The sequence below is a fragment of the Streptomyces sp. NPDC085937 genome, assembly GCF_044540535.1.
Taxonomy (GTDB): Bacteria; Actinomycetota; Actinomycetes; order Streptomycetales; family Streptomycetaceae; genus Streptomyces.
This window is the reverse complement of record NZ_JBITSH010000001.1, coordinates 560,801-586,818: the sequence shown is the minus strand read 5'-3', so window position 1 is coordinate 586,818 and position 26,018 is coordinate 560,801. Positions and strand designations below refer to the sequence as shown.

The following is a 26,018-nucleotide window of genomic DNA, read 5'->3' as shown; positions in this document are numbered from 1 at the left end:
ACCCCCCCCAACCCCCCCCCCCCCCCCCCCCCCCGGGGGCCCCCCCCCGCCCCCCCCCCCCCCCCCCCGGGGGCCCGCCCCCGGGGGGGGGGGGGGCGCGGGGGGGGTTGCCCCCCCCCCCCCCCCCCCCCCGCCCGCGGGGGGGGGGGGGGGGGGCCCCCCCCCCCCCCCCCCCCCCCCCCCCCCCTCTCCATGACTGCCCGGAGTCAGTCCCGCACCGTCCCGAAGCGGATGTCGTACGCCGTGCCGGGGTGCAGGACCCCCAGCATCCGCTCCGCCTCCACGGTGACCTCCGCACGCGCCGCCTTGTCCAGCCGCCCGAAGGGCTCGACGACGAGAGCGTCCTCGTCCAGCCGCCACAGTCCCGCCAGGAAGCCGTCCACAAGGAAGGTGCGGTAGGCGACGTTGCCCTTCCAGTGCCGGCCCTTCAGCTCGGCCGGGACGACCCGCGAGCGGTCCGCGTGCGACAGCAGCAGGTTGTCGAACTCGGGCAGGAAACGCGGCGGGGCCGGGGTGTCCGCGTCGGGGCGGGGTGCGTCCGGGAGGTCGAACAGTTCGGTGCCGTTCTCGTCGCGGAAGGTGACCAGCCGGGGCCGCAGGCGCTCGAACGCGTCCCGGAGCCGGGTGAGTCCGGCCCATGTCTGCATGTCCTTCACGGACGCCGGCCCGAAGGCGGCGAGGTAGCGCAGCACGGTGTCGTCCGGTGCGGGGGCCGGCTCGGCGGGGCGGCCCAGCCAGTGCTCGGCGGTGGTCAGCCGGACCTGTCCGCTGCGTCCCCACAGCCCACGCGGGGTGACCTGCACCAGCGGCAGCTTGCAGCGGGCGGCGACGGACAGGGCCTGCGGATCGGCGTCCGGCCAGTCCTCCAGCAGCGCCTCGCGCAGCTCCTTCATGGTGCGCGGTTCCGCCTCGACGAGCCCGCGGGCGCGGACGGCGAGGCGGTCCAGGTCGACACCGGCCAGCCCCGACCGGAACAGGTGCAGCTCCCGGTCGCGGGCGGCCTGCACCAGGGGCCGCAGCGTCAGGCAGTCGTCGGCGGTGTGGGTGTGGATGGTCGAGCGGAGGGTGACGATGCGGACCACCGTGCGGTCGGCCATGGGCCCGGACAGCGCCTCGGGGGCGAAGCCGTCGAGCCGGGCGGCGAGCGCGTAGTACGGCGGCTTGACGTTCTGTGCCTGGAGGCCGACCAGGTGTGCGACGGCGTCCGTCGCGGACATCGGTGAGCGGCGCAGCAGCAGCTGCCGCTCCAGGGTCGCCCGGTTGAGGGCCCGGGTGCCGAGCACGGGAGCCGACGCCGTGGTGGTCCGCTTCGTCTTCGTCATGGGTTCACGCTAGCGGGGCACTAGGTCAGATTGTGTCCTCTTTGCCTCGCCGGGACAGCTGTCGCTTCACCGGACAAAACGCGGCGGACTGTAACGCCACGGTGCCCGAACGGCGCTGATTTCTCTGGGGCCGGACTCCGGCCCCTGCCAGTCGTCCCCCCACGAAGGAAACCCCCATGACATCCTCCGCCCCCTCCCCCGACGGCCTGCCGGTCTACGACCGACTCGTGCGTGAGCGCGGTGACGTCGTGGCCGAGGTCCGCGAGGTGGCCGAGCGGACCCAGTTCGAGGCCCGCCAGGCGCTGGCGGGCACGGTGCGTCCCCGTCAGCCGCAGGGCGGCACCCGCCCGCCCCAGAGCGGCCCCCGCCGGCCCCAGCACCCTGGGCTGCCGCAGGGAGCGGGTCAGGGCCGGGGGCCGGGGCAGGGCCCGGGGCCGGCACAGGGCCGGGGTCCGGCTCAGGAACAGGGGCAGGCCCGGGAACAGGGCCCCGGGCTGCCCCAGCGCCCCGGACCCGGCCAGGGACCCGGACAGACGCAGGGACCCGGGCACGCCCCGAACGGTGACCGGCCGCAGGGCGCCCCGCAGCCGGCGGGCCCCCGTGGGCAGGAGGGCGACGGATGGCAGGAGGCGCCGCGGCCCGACGCCGGCTGATCCCGCCCGCATCGCACCGCACCGATTGCCCTCCGCCCCGGAGGGGCACTCGGTGCGCTGTGCACGACGAACGGCTGAGGAAACCGCACCGTGTCCTCCTGACCGGCTGGTTCAGCTTCCGCGACGGGGAGGCGACCGCGGGCGACGTCCTCGCCCTGCGCCGGGTCGAGGACGTACTGCGCGGGACCGGCATGGCGTACGACGTCGTATGGAGCCCGGGCTTCCGGCCGGACGCCCTCCACTTCGACGGCGTACGCCCCCACGACTACTCGCACCTCGTGTTCGTCTGCGGTCCGCTGCACGGGCCGCAGATCGAGGAGCTGCACCGGCGGTTCGCGCACTGTGTGCGGATCGCCGTGGGCACGTCGGTGATCGACCCCGACGGCCCGGCGGTGACCGGCTTCCACCGGGTGCTGGCACGGGACGCGCCCGGCAGCCAGCCCACCGAGGACCTGGCGGCCCGCGCCCCGTCCGTGCCCCCGCGGCCCGTGGTGGGCGTGATCCTCACGCACGGGCAGCAGGAATACGGTCCGCAGCGCCGGCACGGGCAGGTCGCCGAGCACGTGACACGCTGGCTGGCCGGCAAGGACTGCGCCCGCCTGGAGCTGGAGACGCGGCTGGACACCCGGGACTGGCATCTCAGCGCGACCCCCGCGCAGGTGCAGTCCGTGCTGTCGCGGCTCGACCTCGTGGTCACCGACCGGCTGCACGGGCTGGTGCTGGCCCTGCGGGTCGGCACCCCGGTGCTCGCGATCGACCCGGTGGCGGGCGGCGCGAAGGTGACGGCGCAGGCGCGGGCCTGCGGCTGGCCGGCGCTGCTGGCGGCCGACCAGGTGGACGGGCGCAGGCTGGAACGCTGGTGGGACTGGTGCCTGACCTCGGGCCGGGTCGCGGCGCGACAGGCCCGTGAGACGTTCCGTGAGGGCCGGGTGCCGGACGGCGCGGACCGGCTGGTGGAGGCGTTGTCAGCCACCTCCACCGCCGGTTAGGGCGGACGCGCGCCGGGCACTCGGAGGTCCGTCCCGTCGGCGGTCGTTGGAGGAGAGACGGTGTCCATCGGTCGGCTCCCTGAGCACGAACAGCACATCCTCGACGAGATCGAGCGGTCGCTGCGGCGCGACCGCCGGCTCAACCGGCTGCTGCGCGGGCAACGGGCCCGCCGGCGCCCCGACCTCAAGCGCCTGCTGGGCCGCCTGGCGACCTGCAGCCCCCGCGGGCGGACGGTGGCCCTGCTGGTCGCGGTGTCGGTGGCCCTGATGGTGACCGGCATCGTCACCTCGGCACCGTGGGCGCTGTGGACCTTCGCCGCGGTGTGGCCCGTGACGCTCTTCGCGACGTTCCGTCTGCTGTGCGGGTGGTCCGCCACCTGACCCTCGCCGGACCGGAGGCCGGGTGCCGCCCCGGGCTTCCCGTCAGCCCGTGTAGCGGCGGGCCTTGCTGGCCCGCTGGGTGGGTTCCAGCAGGCGCAGGCGGGACTCCACCTCGTGCGGGAGGACCCGGCGTTCGCGCAGCACCCACGGCAGGGCGGCCGCCGCCTCGGTGAAGGCGAGCAGCGACGTGGTGTCGCGTGGCACCGTACGGGCCAGGTTCAGCGTGCGGCGCAGCGCGGGTCCGACGGGCCGCCGCAGCCACGTGAACCACAGGGTGTTGCGGATGCCGTGCCGGCGGCGCAGCGTGGCGTCCCGCGCCTCGGACGCGTGGTGATGGATCGTGAGATGGTCGGCGTACGTCAGCCACCAGCCGTCGGCCGCGAGGTCGGCGGCGAGCAGCTCCTCCTCGCCGCCGAGCCACAGCTTCGGGTGGAAACCGCCCGCCGTGCGGAAGGCGTCGGTGCGCAGCACGGTCGCGGCGGCGAGGAAGGAACCGAGCGCGGGTCCGGGCAGCCACGGCGGTGCGGGCAGCGGGGACTCGCGCAGTTCGGTGACGATCGGGTCGTCGGTGCCGTGGGGTTCGACGATGATCCGCGCGGTGACCGAGACCACCGCGCGGTGCCGGTCGAGCAGGTCGGCCGCGCCGGACAGCGAGCCGGGCGACCACCAGGAGTCGTCGTCGCAGAAGGCGACGTAGGGCGTACGGACCTCCCGCACCGCCAGGTTGCGGCCGACCGCGCCGAGGTTGCGCCCGGGGCGCAGCAGCCGGACCTGCGGGTGGTGGCGGGCCACGGCGTCCGCGGTGCCGTCGGTGGAGCCGTTGTCGGTGACGATCACCTCGGGCCGTTCCGGGAGTTCGGCGAGCCGGCCGAGGGTGCGCAGCAGTTCCGGGCGGCGGTTGTGGGTGATGACGACGACGGTCGTGCGCGGGTCGGTCATGCGATCGCCCCTTCCAGTTCCAGCCGGCGGGCGGCGCGCTCCACGTGCGGGGGCAGCGGCCGGCGGGCGCGCAGGGCGGCGGGCAGCAGTGCGAACGTCTGGCGCAGGGCGCGCCGGGCCGTCGTGTCGGCGCGGGCCTCGGCGGCGAGGGCGCCGGTGCGGGCGAGGGCGTGCCGGACGGGACGGCGCAGCCACGCGGTGAGCACCTCGTTGCGGCGCTGCTGGGCGGGCCGGCCGGGGCGGCCGGAGGTGGCCGGGTGGTGGTGGGCCACGACGTCGGGGCAGTGGGCCACGCCCCAGCCGCGGGCGGCGAGGTCGTAGGCGAGGCAGGTCTCCTCCCCGCCGAAGAACAGCACGCGGTGGAAGCCGCCCGCGTCGAGATAGGCGGTGCGGCGGACGACGGAAGCGCAGGCGAGGAAGCCGAGCACCTGGACGCCGGGGAGATCGGCGGCGGGGCCGAGCGGGGAGCGGGCGAGGAGGTCGTTGAGCGGGTCCTCGGCGTTCTCGGGGCCGACGAGGGCGCGTGCGGCGATGAGTCCGAGCCGGGGGTGGGCGTCGAACAGGTCGGCGGCGCGGTCGAGCGTGCCGGGCGCCCACCAGGAGTCGTCGTCGGCGAACGCGACGTACGGGGTGTCCAGGGCGCGTACGCCGTGGTTGCGGGCGAGTGCGCCCTGGTTGCGGGTGAGGGGGAGGACCCGCACGTGGGGGAAGTCGCGGGCGACCATGGCGCGGGTGTCGTCGGTGGAGGCGTTGTCGGCGACGAGGATCTCCGGCCGCTCGGGCAGGTCGCTGAGGTGCCGCAGGGTGACTGCGAGGCGTTCGCTGCGGTTCCGGGTGGCGATGACGACGCCGACGCGGGGGTGGCGGGTCATGGGGTGGGCTCCTCGGGTGGGGGCAGGCGGTGCAGGGCGTCCAGGACCTCGTCGGCAGTGATGCGCAGCAGGGCGGGATCGGGGCGGCGGGCGTGCGGGTCGCCCTCGGGGCCGTGCCACAGGGCGAGGTGGCGCGGGTGTGCGGGCGGGCCCCAGTGGGCGGGCGGCACCGGGCCGAAGAGGGTGACGGTGGGCGTGGCGTGGGCGACGGCGAGGTGGGCGATGCCGGTGTCGCCGCTGACGACCGCGCGGGCGCCGGCGACGAGGGCGGACAGCCGCTCGAAGGGCGGTCCGCCGGAGAGGACGTCGGTGTCGGGCAGCCGGGCCTGCTTGACCAGCCGGGCCACGAGGTCGGACTCGTGCGCGCCGCCGGTGACGACGACCCGCAGCCCGTACTCGCGCAGGGCGGTGGCGACGGCCGCGTACCGCTCGATCGGCCAGCAGCGCGCGGGCGCCCCGGCGCCGGGGTGCAGGACGACCGCGCCGGGCGCGGGCGAGGGGCCGGACGGGCGGGGCAGCAGCAGGTCGGCGGGGTCGGCGTCGAGGCCGTACGCGCGGAGCAGGCGGCACCAGCGGTCCCGTTCGTGCTCGTCCCGGTACCAGGGCGGGCCCTCGATGTCGGGGGTCTCCGGGTGCGCGAAGGCGAACAGCCGCGGCGGGCGGAGCGCTTGCAGCAGGCGGTGGCTGGGCGGCCCGTTGCCGTGCAGGTCGACGGCGACGTCGGGGGGCGGCCCGGTCCAGTCGAGGGTGCGGGGGACGGCCCGGCCGGGCGCGGAGGCGGGCAGCAGCCGGTCGACGGCCCCGGTCGCCTCGGCGACGGGGGCCAGGCCGGCGGGCGCGGCCAGCACCAGCTCGTGCCCGGGGAACCCGCGCCGCAGCGCCCGTAGCGCGGGCACCCCGGCGAGCAGGTCCCCGAGCCCGAGGGCCCGCAGCACCAGTACGCGGGGGCGCGGGGTGCCGTCCGCGTCCGAGGGGGGAGCCGGGCGGGGCGCGGGCACGGGGTCAGGTCCCTTCACGCGGGGACGGGGACGCGGCGCGGATCACCGGGTGACCTCCTTCAGGAGGCGTTCCCAGTCGTCGAGGAAGCGGGCGAGGCCGTAGCGGGCGAGGGCCGCGGCGCGGGCGCCCTCGCCGACGCGGCGGGCGCTCAGCGGGTCGGCGACGAAGTCCCGTACGGCGTCGGTGAGGACGTCGACGCGGTTGGAGACGACGCCCGCGCCGGGCGGCACCGCCTCGGTGACCTCGGTGGTGGCGAGGGCGACGACGGGCATGCCGAGGTGCATGGCCTCCAGCAGGGACAGTCCGAGGGAGGTCCAGCGCACGGGGTGGACGTAGACGCGGCGGCGGGCCATCTCGGCGTGCAGCCGGGCCTGGGTCAGTTCGTGTGAGCGGCACCGGTCGGCGGGCAGGCCGAGGTGACCGGCGAGTCCCTCGGTGCCCATGCCGAACACGTCCAGGGGCGCTGCGGCGGCGAACCCCGGCAGCAGGTCGGTGCCGGTGGTACGGCCGCGCCGCACCGGCTCGTTGACGACGACGGCGGCGTGCGGCAGCTCCCCTGTCCACAGCGGGCCGGGGTCGACGATGCCGTGCTCGATGACGGTGGCGGGGGTGGGACCGGCGTCCCACATCAGCCGGTTGAAGTGGGTGACGTGCACGAGGGTGACGCCGGGGAGGTCCGCGGCGGGGTGCCGGGTGTCGGGGACGTCGCCGTGCGGGGCGTTGTGCTCCAGGTAGACGAGGGGCGGGCGGCGGCGCAGCCACCGGTCGACGAGGCCGAGTTCGTGCGGCCGTTGCAGGACGACGACGTCGATGTCCTGCTCGGCCAGGCGCTCCGGCTCCACCTCGACGACCGAGTCGGGCCAGTCGAAGGTGCGGGCGCGGCCCAGTCCGTCGGGTCCGCGGTCCGGGGTGACGGGGACGACGTAGGTGTGCGGTCCCCGCACGAAGGCCGTGGTCCACGACCCGTGCACATGCCACAGCAGGATCCTCATGCCACCTCCACGAGCTTGTCGACCGCGGCGACGACGTCGAGCGCGGTCACGGTGTCCAGGCAGGGATGGCCCGGAACGGGGCAGCGCCGGGCGCGGCTTCCGGCGCACGGGGCGTCCTGGTCGCCGAGCAGCAGGTAGGGCACCCCGTAGGGGCGCCAGCGCTCGGCCGGGACGACCGGCGCGAACAGTGACACCACGGGGGTGCCGACGGCGGCGGCGAGATGGGCGGGTCCGGTGTTGCCGGCGACGACGCAGTCGGCCCCGGCGAGCACCCCGGCGAGCTGCGCGGCGTCGGTGCGGCCGCCGAGGTCGACGGCCCGGTCGCCGGCGACGTACGCGGTCAGGTCGCGTTCGCCCGCGCCGCCGGTGACGACGACGCGCCGTCCGGCGGCGGCGAGTTCCCGGACCGCCTGGGCGCACCGTCCGGGGCTCCAGGCGCGGGCGGGCACGCTGGCACCGGGGTGGACGACGACGTACGGCCCGTCGCCGGTCAGCGCGTCGGCGGCGGGCGGCGGGAGCACCCGGAGCCGGCCGTCGTCGACGCGGGGGAAGCCGGCGGCCTCCGCGAGGTCCAGCGCGGCCTCGGCCTCGTGGGCGTGCGGGGCGCGGTGGTGGCGCACGTCGAGGAGGCTGCCGGGGTAGTCCTCGCTGTCGGCGGCGACGAAGGGGACGCCGGCCAGCCGCAGCAGCAGCGCGGTGGGCAGCGGGGACTGGTGGTAGGAGGTGAGGACCAGCGCGGCGTCGGCGTCGACGGAGGCGACGAGCGCGTCGATGTCCCGCCGGTCCACCGGCGGCGGCTGGAACCCGGTCCACGGCGACTTCCAGACGAGCACGTCGTCCACCCCGGGCAGCAGCCGCGCCGCGGGCACCCCGTGCGGCCCGCACAGCAGCGTGACGTGGTCGGCGCGGGCGGCGACGGCCCGTACGGCGGGTCCGGCGAGCAGCACGTCGCCGAAGCTGTCGAGCCGGGTGACGAGGGCTTTCACAGGTACCTCCCGGTCCCGGGCGGCCGTGTACCCGGGCCGGCGGGCCGGGGTCCGGGAGCGGCCGGTCCTGACGGCTCTCCCGCCAGGCCGGCCCCGGCGTACGGACCGGGCGCGGGGTTGTCCTCCCAGGGCGGGCCGTCGAGGATCAGCGTCACGGCGGTGAGCAGGTCCGGCGCCACGTACGGGGCGGCGGCGGTCTCCTCGGGGCGGGTCACCGGCGTGGGGACGAGGACGGCGTGCGCGCCGGCCCGGTGGGCGGCCTCGACGTCGGAGCCGATGTCGCCGACGACGACGCAGTCGGCGGGGTCGGCGCCCAGGCGGCCGGCGGACCGGAGGATCATGCCGGGCCGGGGCTTGCGGCAGTCGCAGCCGTCGTGCGGGCCGTGCGGGCACACGGCCCACGTGTCGAAGGGGCCGAGGAGTTCCTCGACGCGTCCGTTGACGCGGGCGGCGTCGGCCTCGGTGAACAGCCCTCGGGCGATGCCGGACTGGTTGGTGACGACGCCGGTGCGGATCCCGCGGGCGCGCAGCGCGTCGAGGGCCTCGCGGGCTCCGGCGACGGGGCGCACCCGGCCTGGGTCCGCGTTGTAGGGGACGTCGTGGACCAGGGTGCCGTCCCGGTCGAACAGCACCGCCTTCACGGGGCTCATCGGGCGGGCTCCCGCCAGGACGGGGCGTTGCGGTGGCGCCAGGTGCCGGCGAGCCGGTGCAAGGTCGCGGCGGGCGGGATGACCACGCTGGTGGCGAGGACGGTCACCAGCTCGTCGGGGGTGCGCGGGCCGGGCACGATGCGCGAGCGGGCGAACTCGGCGGTGCCGGCCGCCCAGCCGGCCGCGCAGGCGGCGGCGGCCCGGCGGTGTCCGGTGGCGGCGAGGGCGCAGGCGGCGGCTCCGGCGGCGGTGATCGCGGCGTGCCGGCGGATCCGGCCGCGCGGCGCGACCGCCTTGTCCCACCAGTCGGGCCCGTGCAGCCGCCGCATCAGGGCGTCGTCGGCGTGCACGCGCTGCCGGCGGACCGACGCCCAGCGGGAGGCGGCGCGCACGGGGTGCAGGGTGGTGCGGCCGCCCCTGCGGATGCGCCAGCCGGCGTCCAGGAGCCGCAGCGCGAGGTCGGCGTCCTCGCGGAAGGCGTGGGGGAAGCGTTCGTCGAAGCCGCCGACGCGGCGGAGTGCCTCCGTGCGGTACGCCATGTCGGCGGTGATCCAGCGAGCGCGGGCGTGTGCGGCGGTGCCGCGCTCCGCGTCGGTGGGGCGACGCCCGCCGGGCAGTGGCACGGTGATGACGCCCTGTACGCCCGCGGTGTCGGGGGTCGCCTCGTCGAGGTCCTCCAGGAGCCGCGCGCACCAGTGCGGTCCCACCTGGACGCCCTCGTCGACGAAGACGACCCAGGGCTCGGTGACGGCGCGCAGCCCGGTGTTGCGGGCGGCGGCGGGGCCGCGGTTCTCCCCGGTGAGCACGGTGGTGCGGGCGCGCAGGTCACCGAGGACGGTCAGCGCGTGTTCCAGCGGCGCCGGGTCGGGCTCGGGCTGTTCGGGCCGGTCGTCGACCAGGACGATGCGGTCGGGGCGCGGGCCGTGTGCGGCGGCCAGGGCGGCGAGGCAGTCGGCGAGGGTGTCGCCCACCAGGGTGGGGATCACGACGGCGTACGACGTCATCGCGGGGCCCTCCCTCTGGGCACGGCGGTCGGCCCGGCGGCGGTGGAGCGGGCGAGGTGCTCCTGCTCGGGGAACGGGGCGTGGTCACCGGGGTCGTGCATGGGGAGTGGGCTCCGTCCCTGCGTGTGCTGAGTGCTGCGGGGTGGCGGGTGCCGCGGCCGAGCTGACTCAAACCTTTTGACCCAACTCGCCCCGCTTTGCACCAGCGTGCACCGGGGTGGCGGTCGACGCAGGTCGGAGGGGTGAACGGGATTCACCCCTTCAGCCGACACCAGCCCTCTCCGGGGTCGCGGGGAAGCACCCCTCAGGGTCGCGGGGAAGCGCCTCTCAGGGGCGCGGGGACCTGCGCGACCAGCCCTCACCGGACCGCACCCGGCACACCGAGAGCACCCGGCGCCCCGTGGCCGTCGGGGAAGTGCACAACCCGGCGCCACAAGGTCCCGCCTGCGCCCACCCGTGCCGCCCCGACGGCACGACTGCCCGCAGAGGAGCGCCCCTCAGGGGCGCGGGGAACTGCGCGACCGGCCCCCGACGGACCGCACCCGGCGTCACGACAGCACCCGGCACCCCCTGGCCGCACAGGCCGTGAGAACTCTCACAGTGCGCAACCGGCCCGCAACAGGGCGCACGGGAACCGACTATAAACCCCGTGTATAAACGGCGTGTACAGTCCGCGCATGCTTTTTCCGATCAGAAGGATGAAAAGAACGCGCACCGCGTTCCGCACGACGGCAACCGCGACCGCAGCCGCGATCACCGCACTCACCCTCACCAGCTGCACCCACCTCGACACCACCCCACCCAGCACGGTCCGCGCCACCGACGTGCAGGCCCGCTTCGGCACCGTCGACTGCCGCGTGGCCAAGTGCATCGCGCTCACCTTCGACGCCGGCCCGAGCGAGCACTCCGCGCGCCTGCTGGACATCCTCAAGGAGGAGCAGGTCCCGGCGACCTTCTTCCTCCTCGGCGAACGGCACATCGACACGTACCCGGAGCTGGTGCGGCGGATGGCCGCCGAGGGCCACGAACTGGCGAGCCACACCTGGACCCACCGCATCCTCACCGACCTGGAGCCGGACGAGATACGCAGGGAACTCGTCCGCACCAACGAGGAGATAGAGCGCCTCACCGGCCGCCGCCCCACCCTGATGCGCCCGCCGCAGGGCCGCACCGACGACACCGTGCACGAGGTCAGCCGCGAGCTGGGGCTTGCGGAGGTGCTGTGGAGCGTGACGGCGAAGGACTACCGGACCAGCGACTCCGACCTGATCACGCGCCGCGTCCTCGACCAGTCCTCGCGCGACGGCATCATCCTGCTGCACGACCTCTACGACGGCACCGTCCCCGCCGTGCCCGGCATCATCGACGCGCTGAAGGCCCGGGGCTACGTCTTCGTCACGGTGCCGCAGTTGCTCGCCCCGGGAAAGGCGGAGCCCGGCGCGGTCCACCGGTGAACGGCACGGCCGCCACCCGCTCGGCCACACGGACGCGCCCCCGGCAGGCCGCCGTTTCCTAAGATCCTTGCGTGGCCACCTTCCAGCTCCACCGCACGGCACCCCTCCCCCTCGACGAGGCGTGGCGCCGGCTCACCACGTGGCCCCGGCACGGCGAGGTGGTCCCGCTGACCCGCGTCACCGTGACCACTCCCCCGCCCACCGCCGAGGGCACTGTCTTCGTCGCCCGTACGGGCCTCGGCCCGCTCGCCTTCGACGACCCGATGGAGGTGACGGTCTGGCGGCCCCCGGCGGGCGGCACCCCCGGGTTCTGCCGGCTGGAGAAGCGCGGCCGGGTCGTCACCGGCTGGGCGGAGATCGAGGTGGGCCCCGGCCCGGACGGCCGGGCCCGCGTGGTGTGGCGGGAGAACATCCGGGTGCGTTTCCTGCCCGCCGTCTGCGACGCGCTGCTGGCCCGCGCCGGCCACCGGGTCTTCGGCCGGGCGATGAACCGGCTGCTGCGGGCGGCCTGAACCACCGGAGGCGGCGGTCTCCGCAGACGGAGGTGTGCCGAAAAGCGGTCGCGCCCCGGGGCGTGGGACCACTACCTTCCCCCTGGCATCTGGACACAACCCGACGACAGGGAGCCTGAGATGGGCACCGAGGGCGCACGGACCGACCGCTTGGGCATCCTGCTGGAGCAGTTCGACAAGGCGACGGACATGGCCCGTGCGCGGCTGTCGGGACTCGGCGACGAGGAGTACCTCTGGGAGCCGGTCCCCGGGTGCTGGTCGATCCGGCCCCGGGCCGAGGCGAGGACGCCCCGGGCGTTCGGCCCCGGCGCGTGGGTGCTGGACCTGGGCGACCCGGACATCCCCGCCAGTGAGTACGCGGAGGTCGCCCGGCAGGCGGCGAGCGGGATGAGCGTCGACAAGATCGCCGAGGACTGGAGCGTGAGCGTCGAACGGGTCGAGGAGGTCCTCGCCCATACCGGGGAGCCGGAGCCCGACGAGACACCGCTCACGACCATCGCGTGGCGGCTGGGGCATCTGCACTACGAGTTCGCGGGCGGCTGGGAGTGGGCCTTCGGGGGACGCGAGCAGGACCCCAAGCTGATGGTCGACTTCAGCCCGTCGGCCGCCGTGACGCTCCGGCGGTTCTGGACCGCGGTCGACCGCTGGCGGGAGGGGATCGCCGGCGTCACCGAGGAGCAGCTCGACACCATCGGCTTCTCGCAGTACCCGTACGGCTCCGACGCCGACGACCCGTTCATCGGGGTGATCGCGGGAGCCAATCTGGAGTTCGTCCACCACATGGCCGAGATCGCGCTGCTCCGTGACCTGTGGCGGGTCCGCCACACCCTGTCGGGGAACGACGGGTAGTGCTCAGGCCACCGAGCCGATGCGGGGCCCCCGGGCCCCGGGGTCGTGGTGGATCGGGGTGTGGGCGCCGGTGAGGGCGGCACCGCTGCCGCCGCGGCGGTCGGCGACGATCTCCGCCGCGATGGACAGGGCCGTCTCCTCCGGGGTGCGGGCGCCCAGGTCGAGGCCGATGGGGGACCTGAGGCGGGCCAGTTCCAGGTCGGTGACGCCGGCCTCGCGCAGCCGGGCGTCGCGGTCGAGGTGGGTACGCCGGGAGCCCATCGCGCCGACGTAGGCGACCGGCAGACGCAGGGCGAGCTTCAGCAGCGGTACGTCGAACTTGACGTCGTGGGTGAGGACGCACAGCACCGTGCGGGCGTCGACCGTGGTGCGGGCCAGGTACTCGTGCGGCCACGCGACGACGATCTCGTCGGCCTCGGGGAAGCGGGCCCGGGTGGCGAACACGGGGCGCGCGTCGCACACCGTGACGTGGTGGCCGAGGAACTTGCCGACCCGTACCAGCGCGGCCGCGAAGTCGATCGCGCCGAACACGATCATCCGGGGCGGCGGCACGGACGACTCGACCAGCACGGTCAGCGGCGCCCCGCAGCGCGAGCCCCGCTCCCCGATCTCGAGGGTGCCGGTGCGTCCGGCGTCCAGGAAGGCGCCCGCCTCGGCGGCGACCGTGCGGTCCAGGTCCGGATGGCCGCCGAAGCCGCCCTCGTACGTGCCGTCGGTGCGGACCGTGAGCGCGCGGCCCCGCAGGTCGTCCGGGCCGTCCACGATCCGGGCCAGCGCGGCCGTCCGGCCGTGGGCCGCCGCCGCGAGCGCGGAGGCCAGCACGGGGCGGACGGGGTCGGCCGCCCGTACCGGGGTGACCAGGACGTCGATGGTCCCGCCGCAGGTCAGACCGACGGCGAAGGCGTCCTCGTCGCTGTAGCCGAAGCGCTCGAGGACCGTCACGCCGTCCTCGAGCGCCCGCACGCACAGCTCGTACACCGCGCCCTCCACACACCCGCCGGAGACCGAGCCGACCGCCGTGCCGTCGGCGTCGACCGCGAGCGCCGCGCCGGCCCCGCGGGGCGCGCTGCCGCCGACGGCCACCACGGTGGCGACGGCGAAGTCACGGCCCCCGGCGACCCACCGGTCCAGCTCCTCGGCGATGTCCAGCATGTCTCGGTCTCCTCAACTGCGGTGATGTGCAAGGGGATCGCGGCTTCAGCGCACGCCCAGCCAGCTCTCGATCGGGGCGAGGGCGAAGAACACCAGGAAGATCAGTGCGAGGCCCCACATGAAGGCACCGACCTCCCGCGCCCTGCCCTGGCCGGCCTTGACGGCGACGTAGGAGATGACCCCGGCGGCCACGCCCGCGGTGATCGAGTAGGTGAACGGCATGACCACCACGGTCAGGAACACCGGGATCGCGGTGGCGCGGTCGGCCCAGTCGACGTGGCGGGCGTTGGACATCATCATCGCGCCGATCACCACCAGGGCCGCGGCGGCGACCTCCCCCGGCACGATGGCCGTGAGCGGGGTGAAGAACAGGCACGCGGCGAAGAAGAGGCCGGTGACGACGGAGGAGAGGCCGGTACGGGCCCCCTCCCCCACGCCGGTCGCCGACTCGACGAACACGGTCTGGCCGGAGGCGCCCGCGACCCCGCCGATCGCGCCGCCGGCACCGTCGATGAACAGCGCCCGGGACAGGCCCGGCATGCGGCCCTTGTCGTCGGCGAGCTTCGCCTCCGTGCCCACGCCGATGATGGTCGCCATCGCGTCGAAGAACCCGGCCAGGACGAGCGTGAAGACGATCATCCCGACGGTCATCGCGCCGACCTCGCCCCAGCCGCCGAACTCGACGTGCCCGAAGACCGAGAAGTCCGGCATCGACACCGCGCCGCCGTGCAGCTCGGGCGGGCCGCTCGCCCACTGCTCGGGATCGACCACGCCGAACGCGTTGAGCACGACGGCCAGTACGGTGCCGCCGACGATGCCGACGAGGATGGCGCCGGGCACGCCCCTGGCCTGCAGCACGAAGACCGTGAGGAGGGTGACGGCGAACAACAGCACTGGCCAGCCCGCGAGTTCACCCGCCGGCCCGAGGGTGACCGGGGTGGACTCGCCCTGGTGGACGAAGCCGGCCTTGTAGAAGCCGATCAGGGCGATGAACAGGCCGATGCCCATGGTGATCGCGTGCTTCAGGGCGAGCGGGATGGCGTTCATGATCATCTCGCGCAGGCCGGTGACGACCAGGAGCATGATGACCACGCCGTACATCACGCACATGCCCATCGCCTGCGGCCAGGTCATCTGCGGGGCGACCTGCGAGGCGAGGACGCCGGAGACGGAGAGGCCGGCGGCGAGAGCGAGGGGCACCTTGCCGAAGAAGCCCATGAGCAGCGTGCTGAGGGCGGCGGCGAAGGCCGTGGCCGTGATGAGGGCGGTGGCGGCGAGGGTGTTCCCGGCGGCGTCCTTGCCGGACAGGATCAGGGGGTTGAGCAGGAGGATGTACGCCATCGCCATGAAGGTGGTGGTGCCGCCGCGCACCTCGCGGGCGACGGTCGATCCTCTGTGGGTGATGTGGAAGTAGCGGTCCAGCCAGGACCGTCCTGCCGGGACGCGGGATCCTGGTCCCGCGTCCTCGGCGGTGGTCGTCGGTTGCAGTGACTGCTGGGTCATGTGGGCCTGCTCCCAAGGTTCATAGGGGCACCCGGAGTCCCACCGTGGAGGGCGGGGACGGGATTTGGGGAGGTGCACGACCCGGGGGACGGCCCGAGACGAACGAGGTATGCCTGAACGGCGTTGTGTGCCTTGCGGCAGCCGCGGCGGAAGCACCCTCAGGGGCGCGGGGAACTGCGCGACCGGCCACGAACTGCCCGCACCCGGCGTTACGACGTGCCCGTGAGGTGTTCCGGACGGACCGGAGTTCTGTTCAACTCCAGACCCGTCGCCGCCCGGATCGCCGCCAACACCGCCGGTGTCGACGACAACGTGGGCGCCTCACCGATGCCGCGCAGGCCGTACGGCGCGTGGTCGTCGGCGAGTTCGAGCACGTCGACCGGGATGGTCGGGGTGTCGAGGATCGTCGGGATGAGGTAGTCCGTGAAGGACGGGTTCCGTACCTTCGCGGTCTTCGGGTCGACGATGATCTCCTCCATGACGGCCACGCCCAGCCCCTGGGTCGTACCACCCTGGATCTGGCCGACGACCGACAGCGGGTTGAGCGCCTTGCCGACGTCCTGCGCGCACGCCAGCTCGATCACCTTCACCAGGCCGAGTTCGGTGTCGACCTCGACGACGGCGCGGTGCGCGGCGAAGGAGTACTGGACGTGTCCGTTGCCCTGGCCGGTGCGCAGGTCGAAGGGCTCGGTCGGGCGGTGCCGCCACTCCTCCTCCACCTCGACGGCCTCGTCGCCGAGGACGTCCGCGAGGTCGGCGAGGACCTCGCCGCCGTCGGTGACGACCTTGCCGCCCTCCAGGAGGAGTTCGGCGTTGGCCCAGGCGGGGTGGTAGGAGCCCAGCTTGCGCCGGCCCAGCTCGAGGACCTTCTCCCGGACCAGCTCGCAGGCGTATCTGACCGCGCCGCCGGTGACGTACGTCTGGCGGGACGCGGACGTCGAACCGGCCGAGCCGACGCGGGTGTCGGCCGGGTGGATCGTCACCTGGGTGACACCCAGCTCCGTGCGGGCGATCTGGGCGTGGACGGTGACGCCGCCCTGGCCGACCTCCGCCATCGCGGTGTGCACGGTGGCGACCGGTTCGCCGCCGACGACCTCCATGCGGACCCGGGCGGTGGAGTAGTCGTCGAAGCCCTCGGAGAAGCCGACGTTCTTGATGCCGACCGCGTAGCCGACGCCCCGGACGACGCCCTCGCCGTGCGTGGTGTTGGACAGGCCGCCGGGCAGCTGGCGTACGTCGGCGCCCTCGCTGGACTCCCACTGGCGCTCGGGCGGCATCGGCATCGCCTTGACGCGGCGCAGGAGTTCGGCGACCGGCGCCGGGGAGTCGACGGGCTGGCCGGTCGGCAGCAGCGTGCCCTGTTCCATGGCGTTGCGCTGCCGCAGCTTCACCGGGTCGATGCCGAGCCGCGCCGCGAGCTTGTCCATCTGCGCCTCGTAGGCGAAGCACGCCTGGACCGCGCCGAAGCCGCGCATCGCGCCGCAGGGCGGGTTGTTGGTGTAGAGGGCGATCGCCTCGATGTCGACGTCGTCCACGGCGTACGGCCCGACGCCGAGTGAGGAGGCGTTGCCGACCACGGCCGGGGAGGCGGAGGCGTACGCGCCGCCGTCGAGGACGATGCGGGCCTTGACGTGGGTCAGCCTGCCGTCCGCGGTGGCGCCGTGCTCGTAGTGCAGCTTGGCGGGGTGGCGGTGGACGTGGCCGAAGAAGGACTCGAAGCGGTTGTAGACGATCTTGACGGGTTTGCCGGTGCGCAGGGCGAGCAGGCAGGCGTGGATCTGCATGGACAGGTCCTCGCGTCCGCCGAACGCGCCGCCGACGCCGGCCAGGGTCATGCGCACCTTGTCCTCGGGCAGGCCGAGCACGGGCGCGATCTGGCGCAGGTCGGAGTGGAGCCACTGGGTGGCGATGTAGAGGTGGACGCCGCCGTCCTCCTCGGGCACGGCGAGGCCGGACTCGGGGCCGAGGAAGGCCTGGTCCTGCATGCCGAAGGTGTACTCGCCCTCGACGATCACGTCGGCCCGCTCCCGGGCCGCGGTCACGTCGCCGCGCACGATGGGCTGGCGGTGCACGATGTTGGGGTGCGGGACGTGGCCGATGTGGTGGTCGTCGCGGTGCTCGTGGACGAGGACGGCGTCCGGGGCGGTCGCGGAGGCCTCGTCGGTGATCACCGGCAGTTCGCGGTAGTCCACCTTGATCTTCGCGGCGGCGCGGCGGGCCGTCTCCGGGTGGTCGGCGGCGACGATCGCGACCGGTTCGCCGTGGTGGCGGACCTTGCCGTGGGCGAGGACGGGGGTGTCCCGGATCTCCAGGCCGTAGTGCTTCACCTCGGTGGGCAGGTCGTCGTACGTCATGACGGCGTACACGCCCGGGGTGGCGAGGGCCTCGGCGGTGTCGACGGAGACGATCTCGGCGTGGGCGACGGTGGAGCGAAGGATCTGCCCCCAGAGCATGTCCTCGTGCCACATGTCGGACGAGTACGCGAACTCGCCGGTGACCTTCAGGGTGCCGTCGGGGCGGAGGGTGGACTCGCCGATGCCGCCCTTGGTGCCCGAGCCTTGTGTGATCTTCGTGGGAACACCGTTCGTGGGCATGCTCAGACCCCCTCGGACTGGCGGGCGGCCGCGAGGCGGACCGCGTCCATGATCTTCTCGTAGCCGGTGCAGCGGCACAGGTTGCCGGACAACGCCTCGCGGATGTCCGCGTCGGACGGATTGGGGTTGCGCTCCAGCATCTCGTCGGCGGCGACCAGCAGCCCGGGCGTGCAGAAGCCGCACTGGACGGCGCCCGCGTCGATGAACGCCTGCTGCACGGGAGAGAGTTCGGCGCCCTCGCCGGTCTGCGAGTCGGTGCCCCGCGCCTGCCATCCCCTGGCCTCGTCCAGGGAGGTGCCGCACGTGCCGCCGGTGCCGCAGGCGCGCTGCCGGGCGAAGTCCGCCAGGCCTTCCACGGTGACGACCTCGCGGCCCTCGGCCTGTCCCGCGGCGACGAGGCAGGAGCACACGGGCACGCCGTCGAGCCGTACCGTGCACGACCCGCACTCGCCCTGTTCGCAGGCGTTCTTGGAGCCGGGCAGGCCGAGGCGCTCGCGCAGGACGTAGAGCAGGGACTCGCCCTCCCAGACGTCGTCGGCTTCCTGGGGGCGTCCGTTGACGGTGAAGTTGAGGCGCATTACGCGGCTCCCTCCGTGGTGCGGTGGGTGCCGCGGTACGACTCCCAGGTCCAGGTCAGGGTGCGGCGGGCCATGACGCCGACCGCGTGGCGGCGGTAGTCGGCGGTGCCGCGCACGTCGTCGATGGGGCTGCAGGCGGCGGCGCACAGGTCGGCGAACCGCTTGGCGACGGACGGGGTGACGATCTTCCCGTTGTCCCAGAAGCCGCCCTCCTCCAGGGCCGCGTTGAGGAAGTCCTCGGCGGCGCGGGCCCGTACGGGGGTCGGGGCGGCCGAGCCGATGCCGGTGCGGACGGTACGCGTGCGCGGGTGCAGGGCGAGCCCGAAGGCGCACACGGCGATGACCATGGCGTTGCGGGTGCCGACCTTGGAGTACTGCTGGGGTCCGTCGGCCTTGTCGATGTGGACGGCGCGGATCAGCTCGTCGGGCGCGAGGGCGTTGCGCTTCACGCCGGTGTAGAAGTCGTCGACGGGGATGCGGCGCGACCCGCGCACGGACTCGACCTCGACCTCGGCGCCGGCGGCGAGCAGCGCGGGGTGGGCGTCCCCGGCCGGGGAGGCGGTGCCGAGGTTGCCGCCGACGCCGCCGCGGTTGCGGATCTGCGGGGAGGCGACCGTGTGGGAGGCGAGTGCGAGGCCCGGCAGCTCGGTGCGCAGCTGCTCCATGATCGTCGAGTACGGGACGGAGGCGCCGAGCCGTACGCTGTCCTCGCCGACCTCCCATGCGTACAGATCACCGATGCGGGTGAGGTCCATCAGGTACTCGGGACGGCGGTGGTCGAAGTTGATCTCGACCATCACGTCGGTGCCACCCGCAATCGGCACAGCGGTGGGGTGCTCGGCCTTCGCGGCGAGCGCCTCCTCCCAGCTGGCGGGGCGAAGGAAGTCCATGACCGGCTCTCTTCTTCGTCTCGTGGGGCGTACAGATTGAGCCAATCCGTGTGCGGCGGGCCCGGCTCGTTCATGCGGTGTTCACGCGGAGTGCGCCCAGTACACCGCCGCGTACTCCGCCCGGGTCAGTCACGGAAACCATGAAGGAGTTGGCTGGCCATCGCGGGCATCTTGTAGATTCGTATGAACGGAGAGCCCCAGTAACCTCCCTGTCTTCCTCCAGAAACGGAGAAGTGGACCAGGGAGCGGTAGACCTCGCTGACCGGCCACCCCACGGGCCTCCCGGAACCATCCCTTCACTGCCTCACGGCTACCGAGACAAGGAAACGGCGGCGACGAGAATGCGGCTGCGCGCACTGCTGGACACCGACGCGCTGGGCCTGAAGCTGCTCGGCGGCGAGGACGAGCTGGACCGCGGTGTGCGGGGCGTGATGACCACCGACCTGCGGGACCCCAGCCGCTACCTCTCGGGCGGGGAGCTGGTGCTGACCGGACTGGCCTGGCGCCGCGACGCCGCCGACTCCGAGTCGTTCGTACGGATCCTGGTGCAGGCCGGGGTGGCGGCACTGGCGGCCGGCGAGGCGGAACTGGGGGACGTCCCGGACGACCTGGTCGTGGCGTGCGCGCGGCACCGGCTGCCGCTGTTCGCGGTGCACGAGTCGGTGGCGTTCGCGACCATCACCGAGCACGTGGTGCGGCAGGTGTCCGGGGAGCGCGCCGGGGACCTGGCGGCCGTGGTGGACCGGCACCGGCGGATGATGACCTCCGGCCCGGCCGGTGGCGGCCCCGACGTGGTCCTGGACCTGCTCGGCTCCGACCTGGACCTGCGGGCCTGGGTACTGTCTCCGACCGGCCGGCTGATCGCGGCGCCGAAGGAGGACGCGGGGGCGCGCGGGACCGTGCCCGCGCTGTCCGCCGAGGCGTGCGCGCGGCTCGCCGCGGAGCACCTGGCCGCGGTGCGCACCGGGCGGCGCGGGCCGCACCGGGTGGTGCTGGACCGGACGACGTACAGCCTGTTTCCGGTGCGCGGCAGCGGGCACGCCCCGTCCCCGGCGCGGGACGGCCGTGAGACGGCGCTGTCCGACTGGCTGCTGGCGGTCGAGGCGGACGCCGGGGACTGGGCCGAGGAGCGGCTGGACCTGCTGCAGGGTGTCACCCAGCTGATCGCCGTCGAGCGGGACCGCCGGGACGCGGCGCGCACGGTGCGGCGCCGGCTGGCGCAGGAGGTGCTGGAGCTGGTGCAGACGGGCGCCGCGCCCGCGGAGATCGCGGCGCGGCTGAGGGTGGCCGCGCCGGTGCTGCTGCCCGGCCTCGGCACCGCCCCGCACTGGCAGGTGGTGGTCGCCCGGGTCGAGTGGGAGGACGGGGCCGACGACGGCGGCGCGGTGACGCGGGCGCTGCTGGAGGAGATCCTGGTCGACCCGGCGTCGACCGGAACCGAGCCGTCCGACCGGATCGCGGTGGCGCACACCGGGGACGAGGCGATCGCGCTGGTCCCGCTGCCCTCGGTGACCGGCGAGCACGACGACGGCGGCCCCGGGGTGCTCGCCGACGCGCTGCTGGAGTCCGTGCGCGGCCCGCTGACCGCGGGGCTGGACGGCGACGGCCGGCTCACCGTGGGCGTGTCCGCCGCGGTGCACTCCGCGGAGGGGCTGCGCGGCGCGCTGGAGGAGGCGCGGCACGCACGGCGGGTGGCGGCGGCCCGTCCCGGCCGGGTGTGCGCGGCCGGGCACCAGGAGCTGGCCTCGCACGTGCTGCTGCTGCCGTTCGTCCCCGACGACGTGCGCCGCGCGTTCACCGCCCGGCTCCTCGACCCGCTGCGCGAGTACGACCGGCGGCACCGCGCCGAGCTGATCCCCACCCTGGAGGCGTTCCTCGACAGCGACGGTTCGTGGACCCGGTGCGCGTCCCGTCTCCACCTGCACGTCAACACGCTGCGCTACCGCGTCGGCCGTATCGAGCAGTTGACGGGCCGTGACCTGTCGCGCCTGGAGGACAAGCTGGACTTCTTCCTGGCGCTGCGGATGAGCTGACCCCGCACTCGGACTCCCCCGTTCCGGTCCACGGCCCATGACTTTGTGAAATCCTTCACCCGCCCTCTTGGCCGGGCCCGCTGGTTCGTGCTGAGATGCGGCCACCACTCAACAGCTCGATGGCGTGCTCGGGGAGGGCAACGTGGCGCATACCGCCATGTCCGGTGACGGAACGACCGCCGATGACGATCCCCTCCAGACGGCGGTGTGGCGGCTGCGCTCCCGCGCCTGCTGGGTGGACGCGGCGGCACTGCTCACCCCCACCACCCCCCGTACGTCCCTGCAGCGGGCCTCCCTGCTGGTCGAGCGGTGCCTCTACACGCAGGCCGGGTGGGAGGACGCGGAGGACGCCCTGCGCACGGCCGAGGCGATGGCGCACACCGACGACGAGCGGGGCGCCGCCGCTTGTGAACGCGGGTACCTGGCCTACGCCGCCACGCTGTTCCAGGTCAGGGACCGGGCCGACGAGGCGCGGGCCGCGCTGGGCCGGGCGGCGGCGCTGATCGCGCCGGGCGCGGCGGGACGGGCGCTGCTGGACTTCCGCCGGGGGCTCATCGCGGAGAACCTCACCCGCTCGCCGCAGGCGGCGCGGGCGGCCTACCGGCGGGCCCACGCGGGCGCCACCGCCCACCCCGACCCGCTGCTGCTCTCCGCCACCTGGCGCCACCTCGCCGGACTCGCGCTGCGCGAGGGCGAGTTGAAGGAGGCCCGGCACGGATTCGCGGAATCGCTGCGGATCCGCGAGGAGCTGGGCTACCTCGTCGGTACGGCGCCCGCGCTGGTGTCCCTGGCGGACACGGAGACGGAGCCGGAGGCGTCGCGCCTGCGCGAGGAGGCCCGCCGCCTGTTCCGGCTCCTGGGCGGCGTCCCCACCTGGCTCGCCCACCGCCTCGCCCCGCCGGAGACGGACGCGGCCACGGCGTGAGAGCCCTGACGGGTGCCTCGTTCGGGTGAACCGGGGGGCGGGCGCGTTCCGGGATCCGGGAGCCGCTGCTCCCGGGGACGCGTCCGCGGCCCGGGTCAAGGAACCCTGGCGTGTGCGACAGCCCAGGGTGCCGGGCCCTCGGGAGGCCACCACTCGGGGTGCGGCGCCCGGCGCGCGGGGATCAGGGATCCGGGGCCCTCGCGGCGCGTCCGAGGTCCGGCGCTCGAGGCAGTCAGGGGTGACGGAGGGCGCCAGGGGTGCCGGAGGGGTGTCCCCGCCTACTCCGCCCCGTTGAAGTGCTCCCCCACCAGTGCGCGCACCACGTCCAGGTCGCCCGCGATCAGCGCGTCGAGGAGCGCGGTGTGTTCGTGGGCGTCCGCGATCAATGCGGCGCGGCTGCCGCCGCCGGGGGCGCCGCCCAACGGCGGCCACTGGGCACGGCGGTGCAACTCCTCGGCGATGCCGACCAGTTGTTCGTTGCCGGCGAGGGCCAGCACCGCACTGTGGAAGGCGCGGTCGGCGTCGGCGTACGTGGCGCGGCAGCCGGAGGACGCGGCGCGGACGGTGGCCTCGGCGAGCGGCCGGAGCCCGGCCCACCGTTCGGCCGGCACGGTACGGGCCAGCCGCAGCATCACCGGCACCTCGATCAGCGCCCGGACCTCCGCCAGCTCGGCGATCTCCCGCGCGCCCCGCTCGACGACCCGGAAGCCGCGGTTGGGGACGACCTCGACCGCGCCCTCCTGGGTGAGCTGCTGCATGGCCTCGCGGACGGGCGTCGCCGAGACACCGAACCGCTCGGCCAGCACGGGCGCCGAGTAGACCTCGCCGGGCCGCAGGTCGCCGGAGACGAGCGCGGTGCGCAGGGCGGCCAGGACCTGGCCGCGCACGGACGACCGCTGGACGGCGTGCCGGGGCCGGGCAAGGGCGGGTTCGCCGTGCGTGTGCTCACCGCGCGCGGAGCCGTCGTCCTCGGGACCGGCGAGCCGGTCGCGCCCGGTGTCGCGGCGCCGGTCCGCGTCGGAGGCCGCGGGCTGGGCGGGCACCCGGTGGCGGCCCTGCGCGGCGGGGGCGGCGGCGACCGCCTCCTCCGTCCCGGCGGAGCCCGTGCCCTCCTTCACAAGGTCCTCCAGCGGACGTGTCGGTACTTGGGGTCATTACGGGGGGTTGGCACCCGTGCGTCAAGCACCTTATGCGCATCGGACGCCAGTTCACATCTCACCGATCTTCGGTAAGGTGAGGCTTACCTTTTATTGCCCGGCTCCACGAGACGTGAAGGGGTGGTCCCATGGCCGTGCCCGGTTCGGCCGTCGCGGACGCGTACGCCCGCCTGGCGGAGGCCTTCCCCGCCTTCGCCGTCACCGAGCTCGGCCCCGACGAGGCGGCCCCCCGGGGCGGCGGCTGGATCGCCGCCGACGACCTCGCAGCAGGCGGGGACGCGCTGGAGGCCTTCCTCGCCTGGGACGACACGCAGGTGCTGCGGGACTACGGCCGGCAGGCCCGCCCGGACGTGATCGCCAGCTTCGGCCTGCACCGCTACGCCTGGCCGGCCTGCCTGCTGATTACGGTGCCGTGGTTCCTGCACCGCCGGGTGCCGCGCTACCCCGTGACGCATGTCTCGTTCGACCGTGGCGCCCCCTGCCTCGCCGTCGGCCGCATGGCGGTCCGCCCCGAGGGCTTCGCCTGTCTGCCGGACGACCCCGCCGCCGCCCTGCCCGGCGCCCGGGTGGTGCCCGACGAGGAGGCCCTGCGGGCGGAGGTGCGCGCGGCGGTCGCCGAGCACCTGGAGCCCGTGCTGGCCGGGTTCGGCCCCCGGATGCGCCGGCGTGGCCGCGCTCTGTGGGGCATGGCGACCGACGAGATCGTCGAGAGCCTCTGGTACGTCGCCCAGCTGCTCGGCGAGGAGGAGCGGGGCATGCGCGAACTGGAGCTGCTGCTGCCAGGTGCGACCAAGCCGTACGTCGGCGCGGCCGCCTTCCGCCGGCCCGCGGGTCCGGACGCCGAGCCGGCCGCCGCCACCCGGGAGCGGGTGAGCTGCTGCATGTTCTACACGGTGCGCCCGGCGGACGTCTGCGCCACCTGCCCGCGCACCTGCGCCAAGGAGCAGGCCCCCGCGCGGACCCGCGAGCAGGCCCCTGCGCGCACCCGCGAGCGGGCCACCGCCCTGGCCGCGCAGGCCAGTTGACACGACGTCGACAACGACGGGGCACCGCGCGGCCTAAGATCGTCCGGCCGGTACGTCAGGGCGGTCGCCGCGTCGGCGCGCCCTGTCGGTGCGCCGCCCCGGCGCGCACCGCGCCGCGGAGGTCACGAGCACTTCACAATTTCCTCACCTCTCGCGGGAACTCTCCACGGAACCATCCGTACGGGTAGTCTTATTCGAACTCAACTCCCGCCCCTCACAAGGCAGTTCGAGCAGAATGCCGCCCTGGGCACCCCCCTCGCGTCTCGTTGGCGGCCTCTTGCCCCGAAACCCCCTGAGGGCCGCCGGGATTGGGCCACTATGGCGGGCGTTACGCCCTATCCCAATGCAAGGGACCCCTAGATGAGACTGACCGACATATCGCTGAACTGGCTCCTTCCGGGCCTCGTGCTGCTCCTGGGCATGCTGACGGCGGTGGCGGTGCTGGCGCGCGGGAAGCGTTCCTCGGTCAAGGACACCGGTGCGGACGACTCGTGGGAGCGCAGCGAGGAACGCCGGCGGCGCAAGGAGGCCCTCTACGGGACCGTCTCCTACGTCCTGCTGTTCTGCTGTGCGGCCGTCGCCGCCGCGCTCTCCTTCCACGGACTGGTCGGCTTCGGCGAGCAGAACCTGGGTCTGTCCGACGGCTGGCAGTACCTCGTCCCGTTCGGTCTGGACGGCGCGGCGATGTTCTGCTCGGTGCTCGCCGTGCGCGAGGCCAGCCACGGTGACGCGGCCCTCGGCTCGCGCATACTCGTGTGGACGTTCGCCTTCGCGGCCGCCTGGTTCAACTGGGTCCACGCGCCCCGCGGCATCGGCCACGCGGGCGCCCCGCACTTCTTCGCGGGCATGTCCCTCTCCGCCGCGGTGCTGTTCGACCGGGCGCTGAAGCAGACCCGCCGGGCCGCCCTGCGGGAACAGGGCCTGGTGCCGCGGCCGTTGCCGCAGATCCGCATCGTCCGCTGGCTGCGCGCCCCTCGCGAGACCTACCGCGCCTGGTCGCTGATGCTGCTGGAGGGCGTACGCAGCCTCGACGAGGCGGTCGAAGAGGTGCGCGAGGACAAGCTGCGCAAGGACGAGACCAAGCGGCGCCGGCGGGAGCAGCAGCGCATGGAGCGGGCCCGGCTCAAGGCGATCAGCCGGGGCCACCGCGGGGTCGGCGGCGGCCGGGGCGGCGGGCGCGAACTGGAGGCGCCCACCATGGAGCGCGACTCCGACGTGGTCTCCGCGGAGCCTGCCATAGCGGCTCCGGAGGCCCTGCCCGCGCGCGCCCCGCGTCCCTCCCTGCAGCCCGTGCGCCGTCCCGGCGGTGACGCGACGACCGTCGACCTCACGGCCGAGGACGACACGCAGGCGCTGCCCCGCCTGGACTCCCTGGAGCGCAAGCTCAAGGATCTGGAGCAGCAGTTCGGCTGACGCCCTCGCGACGCGACGCGGCGGGGGGGGCCCGGGGGGGGGGGGCGGGCCCCCCCCCCCCCGCCGCGGCGCCGGCCACGGGCCCCCCCAGGCCCCACATGCGGGGGCGGCGGCCCCCGCCGGGGCCGGGCGGGGGGGCTCCCCCA

Annotated in this window: 24 protein-coding genes; 10 read left to right on the top strand and 14 right to left on the bottom strand. The window is 74.8% G+C overall.

The features are described from left to right. Positions 1-206: 206 nt before the first annotated feature. Positions 207-1,322, bottom strand: a complete 1,116-nt coding sequence (locus ACIF8S_RS02425) for a winged helix DNA-binding domain-containing protein (RefSeq protein ID WP_399996872.1) — start codon at positions 1,320-1,322, stop codon at positions 207-209. Between the two features lie 176 nt (positions 1,323-1,498). Between ACIF8S_RS02425 and ACIF8S_RS02420 the strand changes: the two genes are divergently transcribed. From ACIF8S_RS02420 to ACIF8S_RS02410, 3 genes are read left to right on the top strand one after another with little or no spacing between them, the layout of a single operon-like run. Further along, entirely contained in the window at positions 1,499-1,975 is a 477-nt protein-coding gene (locus ACIF8S_RS02420; protein ID WP_399996871.1) for a hypothetical protein, read from the top strand. A 59-nt stretch (positions 1,976-2,034) separates the two neighbouring features. Next, positions 2,035-2,964 (top strand): polysaccharide pyruvyl transferase family protein, encoded by a 930-nt coding sequence (locus ACIF8S_RS02415; protein ID WP_399996870.1) that lies wholly within the window; start codon positions 2,035-2,037, stop codon positions 2,962-2,964. A 60-nt stretch (positions 2,965-3,024) separates the two neighbouring features. Further along, a complete protein-coding gene (locus ACIF8S_RS02410) occupies positions 3,025-3,345 on the top strand; it encodes a hypothetical protein (protein ID WP_399996869.1) in 321 nt (106 codons plus the stop codon). Positions 3,346-3,387: 42 nt separating this feature from the next. Here ACIF8S_RS02410 and ACIF8S_RS02405 read toward each other — a convergent pair whose 3' ends face one another. The 7 genes from ACIF8S_RS02405 to ACIF8S_RS02375 are packed head-to-tail and all read right to left on the bottom strand — an operon-like array spanning position 3,388 to position 9,787. Beyond that, positions 3,388-4,284, bottom strand: a complete 897-nt coding sequence (locus tag ACIF8S_RS02405; RefSeq protein ID WP_399996868.1) for a glycosyltransferase family 2 protein — start codon at positions 4,282-4,284, stop codon at positions 3,388-3,390. Next, positions 4,281-5,156: a glycosyltransferase family 2 protein gene (locus ACIF8S_RS02400; protein ID WP_399996867.1), complete on the bottom strand. Its 876-nt coding sequence runs from the start codon at positions 5,154-5,156 to the stop codon at positions 4,281-4,283. The genes ACIF8S_RS02405 and ACIF8S_RS02400 overlap by 4 nt, the downstream gene beginning before the upstream one ends. Further along, complete coding sequence (locus ACIF8S_RS02395) at positions 5,153-6,154, bottom strand: glycosyltransferase family 9 protein (RefSeq protein WP_399997062.1); 1,002 nt, start codon at positions 6,152-6,154, stop codon at positions 5,153-5,155. Before ACIF8S_RS02395 ends, ACIF8S_RS02400 begins: the two co-directional genes overlap by 4 nt. A gap of 42 nt (positions 6,155-6,196) precedes the next feature. Next, positions 6,197-7,147: a glycosyltransferase gene (locus tag ACIF8S_RS02390; RefSeq protein ID WP_399996866.1), complete on the bottom strand. Its 951-nt coding sequence runs from the start codon at positions 7,145-7,147 to the stop codon at positions 6,197-6,199. Next, entirely contained in the window at positions 7,144-8,133 is a 990-nt protein-coding gene (locus ACIF8S_RS02385; RefSeq protein ID WP_399996865.1) for a glycosyltransferase family 9 protein, read from the bottom strand. The genes ACIF8S_RS02390 and ACIF8S_RS02385 overlap by 4 nt, the downstream gene beginning before the upstream one ends. Beyond that, the gene (locus ACIF8S_RS02380) at positions 8,130-8,783 is read right to left on the bottom strand and encodes a D-glycero-alpha-D-manno-heptose-1,7-bisphosphate 7-phosphatase (protein ID WP_399996864.1); all 654 of its coding nucleotides are present in this window, start codon (positions 8,781-8,783) and stop codon (positions 8,130-8,132) included. Before ACIF8S_RS02380 ends, ACIF8S_RS02385 begins: the two co-directional genes overlap by 4 nt. Then, positions 8,780-9,787 (bottom strand): glycosyltransferase family 2 protein, encoded by a 1,008-nt coding sequence (locus tag ACIF8S_RS02375; RefSeq protein ID WP_399996863.1) that lies wholly within the window; start codon positions 9,785-9,787, stop codon positions 8,780-8,782. The genes ACIF8S_RS02380 and ACIF8S_RS02375 overlap by 4 nt, the downstream gene beginning before the upstream one ends. 698 nt (positions 9,788-10,485) lie before the next feature. Here ACIF8S_RS02375 and ACIF8S_RS02370 point away from each other — a divergent pair. The 3 genes from ACIF8S_RS02370 (at position 10,486) to ACIF8S_RS02360 (ending at position 12,602) form a co-directional block, all read left to right on the top strand. Continuing rightward, positions 10,486-11,241 carry a polysaccharide deacetylase family protein gene (locus ACIF8S_RS02370; RefSeq protein WP_399996862.1) on the top strand — a complete coding sequence of 252 codons (756 nt, stop codon included), beginning with the start codon at positions 10,486-10,488 and terminating at the stop codon, positions 11,239-11,241. A 71-nt stretch (positions 11,242-11,312) separates the two neighbouring features. After that, entirely contained in the window at positions 11,313-11,753 is a 441-nt protein-coding gene (locus ACIF8S_RS02365; RefSeq protein ID WP_399996861.1) for an SRPBCC family protein, read from the top strand. Positions 11,754-11,873: 120 nt separating this feature from the next. After that, on the top strand, positions 11,874-12,602 hold the full coding sequence (locus ACIF8S_RS02360; protein ID WP_399996860.1) for a DinB family protein: 729 nt from the start codon (positions 11,874-11,876) through the stop codon (positions 12,600-12,602). Between the two features lie 3 nt (positions 12,603-12,605). On the opposite strand, the gene ACIF8S_RS02355 is transcribed toward ACIF8S_RS02360, so the two are convergent. The 5 genes from ACIF8S_RS02355 to ACIF8S_RS02335 form a co-directional block, all read right to left on the bottom strand. Beyond that, on the bottom strand, positions 12,606-13,754 hold the full coding sequence (locus ACIF8S_RS02355; protein ID WP_399996859.1) for an XdhC family protein: 1,149 nt from the start codon (positions 13,752-13,754) through the stop codon (positions 12,606-12,608). A gap of 45 nt (positions 13,755-13,799) precedes the next feature. Continuing rightward, positions 13,800-15,257, bottom strand: coding sequence for an NCS2 family permease (locus ACIF8S_RS02350; protein ID WP_399996857.1), 1,458 nt, complete (start codon positions 15,255-15,257; stop codon positions 13,800-13,802). Positions 15,258-15,466: 209 nt separating this feature from the next. Then, positions 15,467-17,851, bottom strand: coding sequence for a xanthine dehydrogenase family protein molybdopterin-binding subunit (locus tag ACIF8S_RS02345; RefSeq protein WP_399996856.1), 2,385 nt, complete (start codon positions 17,849-17,851; stop codon positions 15,467-15,469). Positions 17,852-17,853: 2 nt separating this feature from the next. Then, complete coding sequence (locus tag ACIF8S_RS02340) at positions 17,854-18,429, bottom strand: (2Fe-2S)-binding protein (RefSeq protein WP_399996854.1); 576 nt, start codon at positions 18,427-18,429, stop codon at positions 17,854-17,856. Next, positions 18,429-19,319, bottom strand: coding sequence for an FAD binding domain-containing protein (locus ACIF8S_RS02335; RefSeq protein WP_399996853.1), 891 nt, complete (start codon positions 19,317-19,319; stop codon positions 18,429-18,431). Before ACIF8S_RS02335 ends, ACIF8S_RS02340 begins: the two co-directional genes overlap by 1 nt. A 341-nt stretch (positions 19,320-19,660) precedes the next feature. Between ACIF8S_RS02335 and ACIF8S_RS02330 the strand changes: the two genes are divergently transcribed. After that, positions 19,661-21,352 carry a PucR family transcriptional regulator gene (locus ACIF8S_RS02330; protein WP_399996852.1) on the top strand — a complete coding sequence of 564 codons (1,692 nt, stop codon included), beginning with the start codon at positions 19,661-19,663 and terminating at the stop codon, positions 21,350-21,352. 157 nt (positions 21,353-21,509) lie between these two features. After that, complete coding sequence (locus tag ACIF8S_RS02325) at positions 21,510-22,277, top strand: hypothetical protein (protein ID WP_349797087.1); 768 nt, start codon at positions 21,510-21,512, stop codon at positions 22,275-22,277. A gap of 278 nt (positions 22,278-22,555) precedes the next feature. Here ACIF8S_RS02325 and ACIF8S_RS02320 read toward each other — a convergent pair whose 3' ends face one another. Beyond that, a complete protein-coding gene (locus tag ACIF8S_RS02320; RefSeq protein ID WP_399996850.1) occupies positions 22,556-23,395 on the bottom strand; it encodes a GntR family transcriptional regulator in 840 nt (279 codons plus the stop codon). Positions 23,396-23,562: 167 nt separating this feature from the next. On the opposite strand from ACIF8S_RS02320, the gene ACIF8S_RS02315 reads away from it, so the two are divergent. Both ACIF8S_RS02315 and ACIF8S_RS02310 read left to right on the top strand, forming a co-directional pair. Continuing rightward, positions 23,563-24,459, top strand: a complete 897-nt coding sequence (locus tag ACIF8S_RS02315; RefSeq protein ID WP_399996849.1) for a (2Fe-2S)-binding protein — start codon at positions 23,563-23,565, stop codon at positions 24,457-24,459. Positions 24,460-24,819: 360 nt separating this feature from the next. Beyond that, positions 24,820-25,872 carry a DUF2637 domain-containing protein gene (locus tag ACIF8S_RS02310; protein WP_399996848.1) on the top strand — a complete coding sequence of 351 codons (1,053 nt, stop codon included), beginning with the start codon at positions 24,820-24,822 and terminating at the stop codon, positions 25,870-25,872. Positions 25,873-26,018 lie beyond the last annotated feature (146 nt).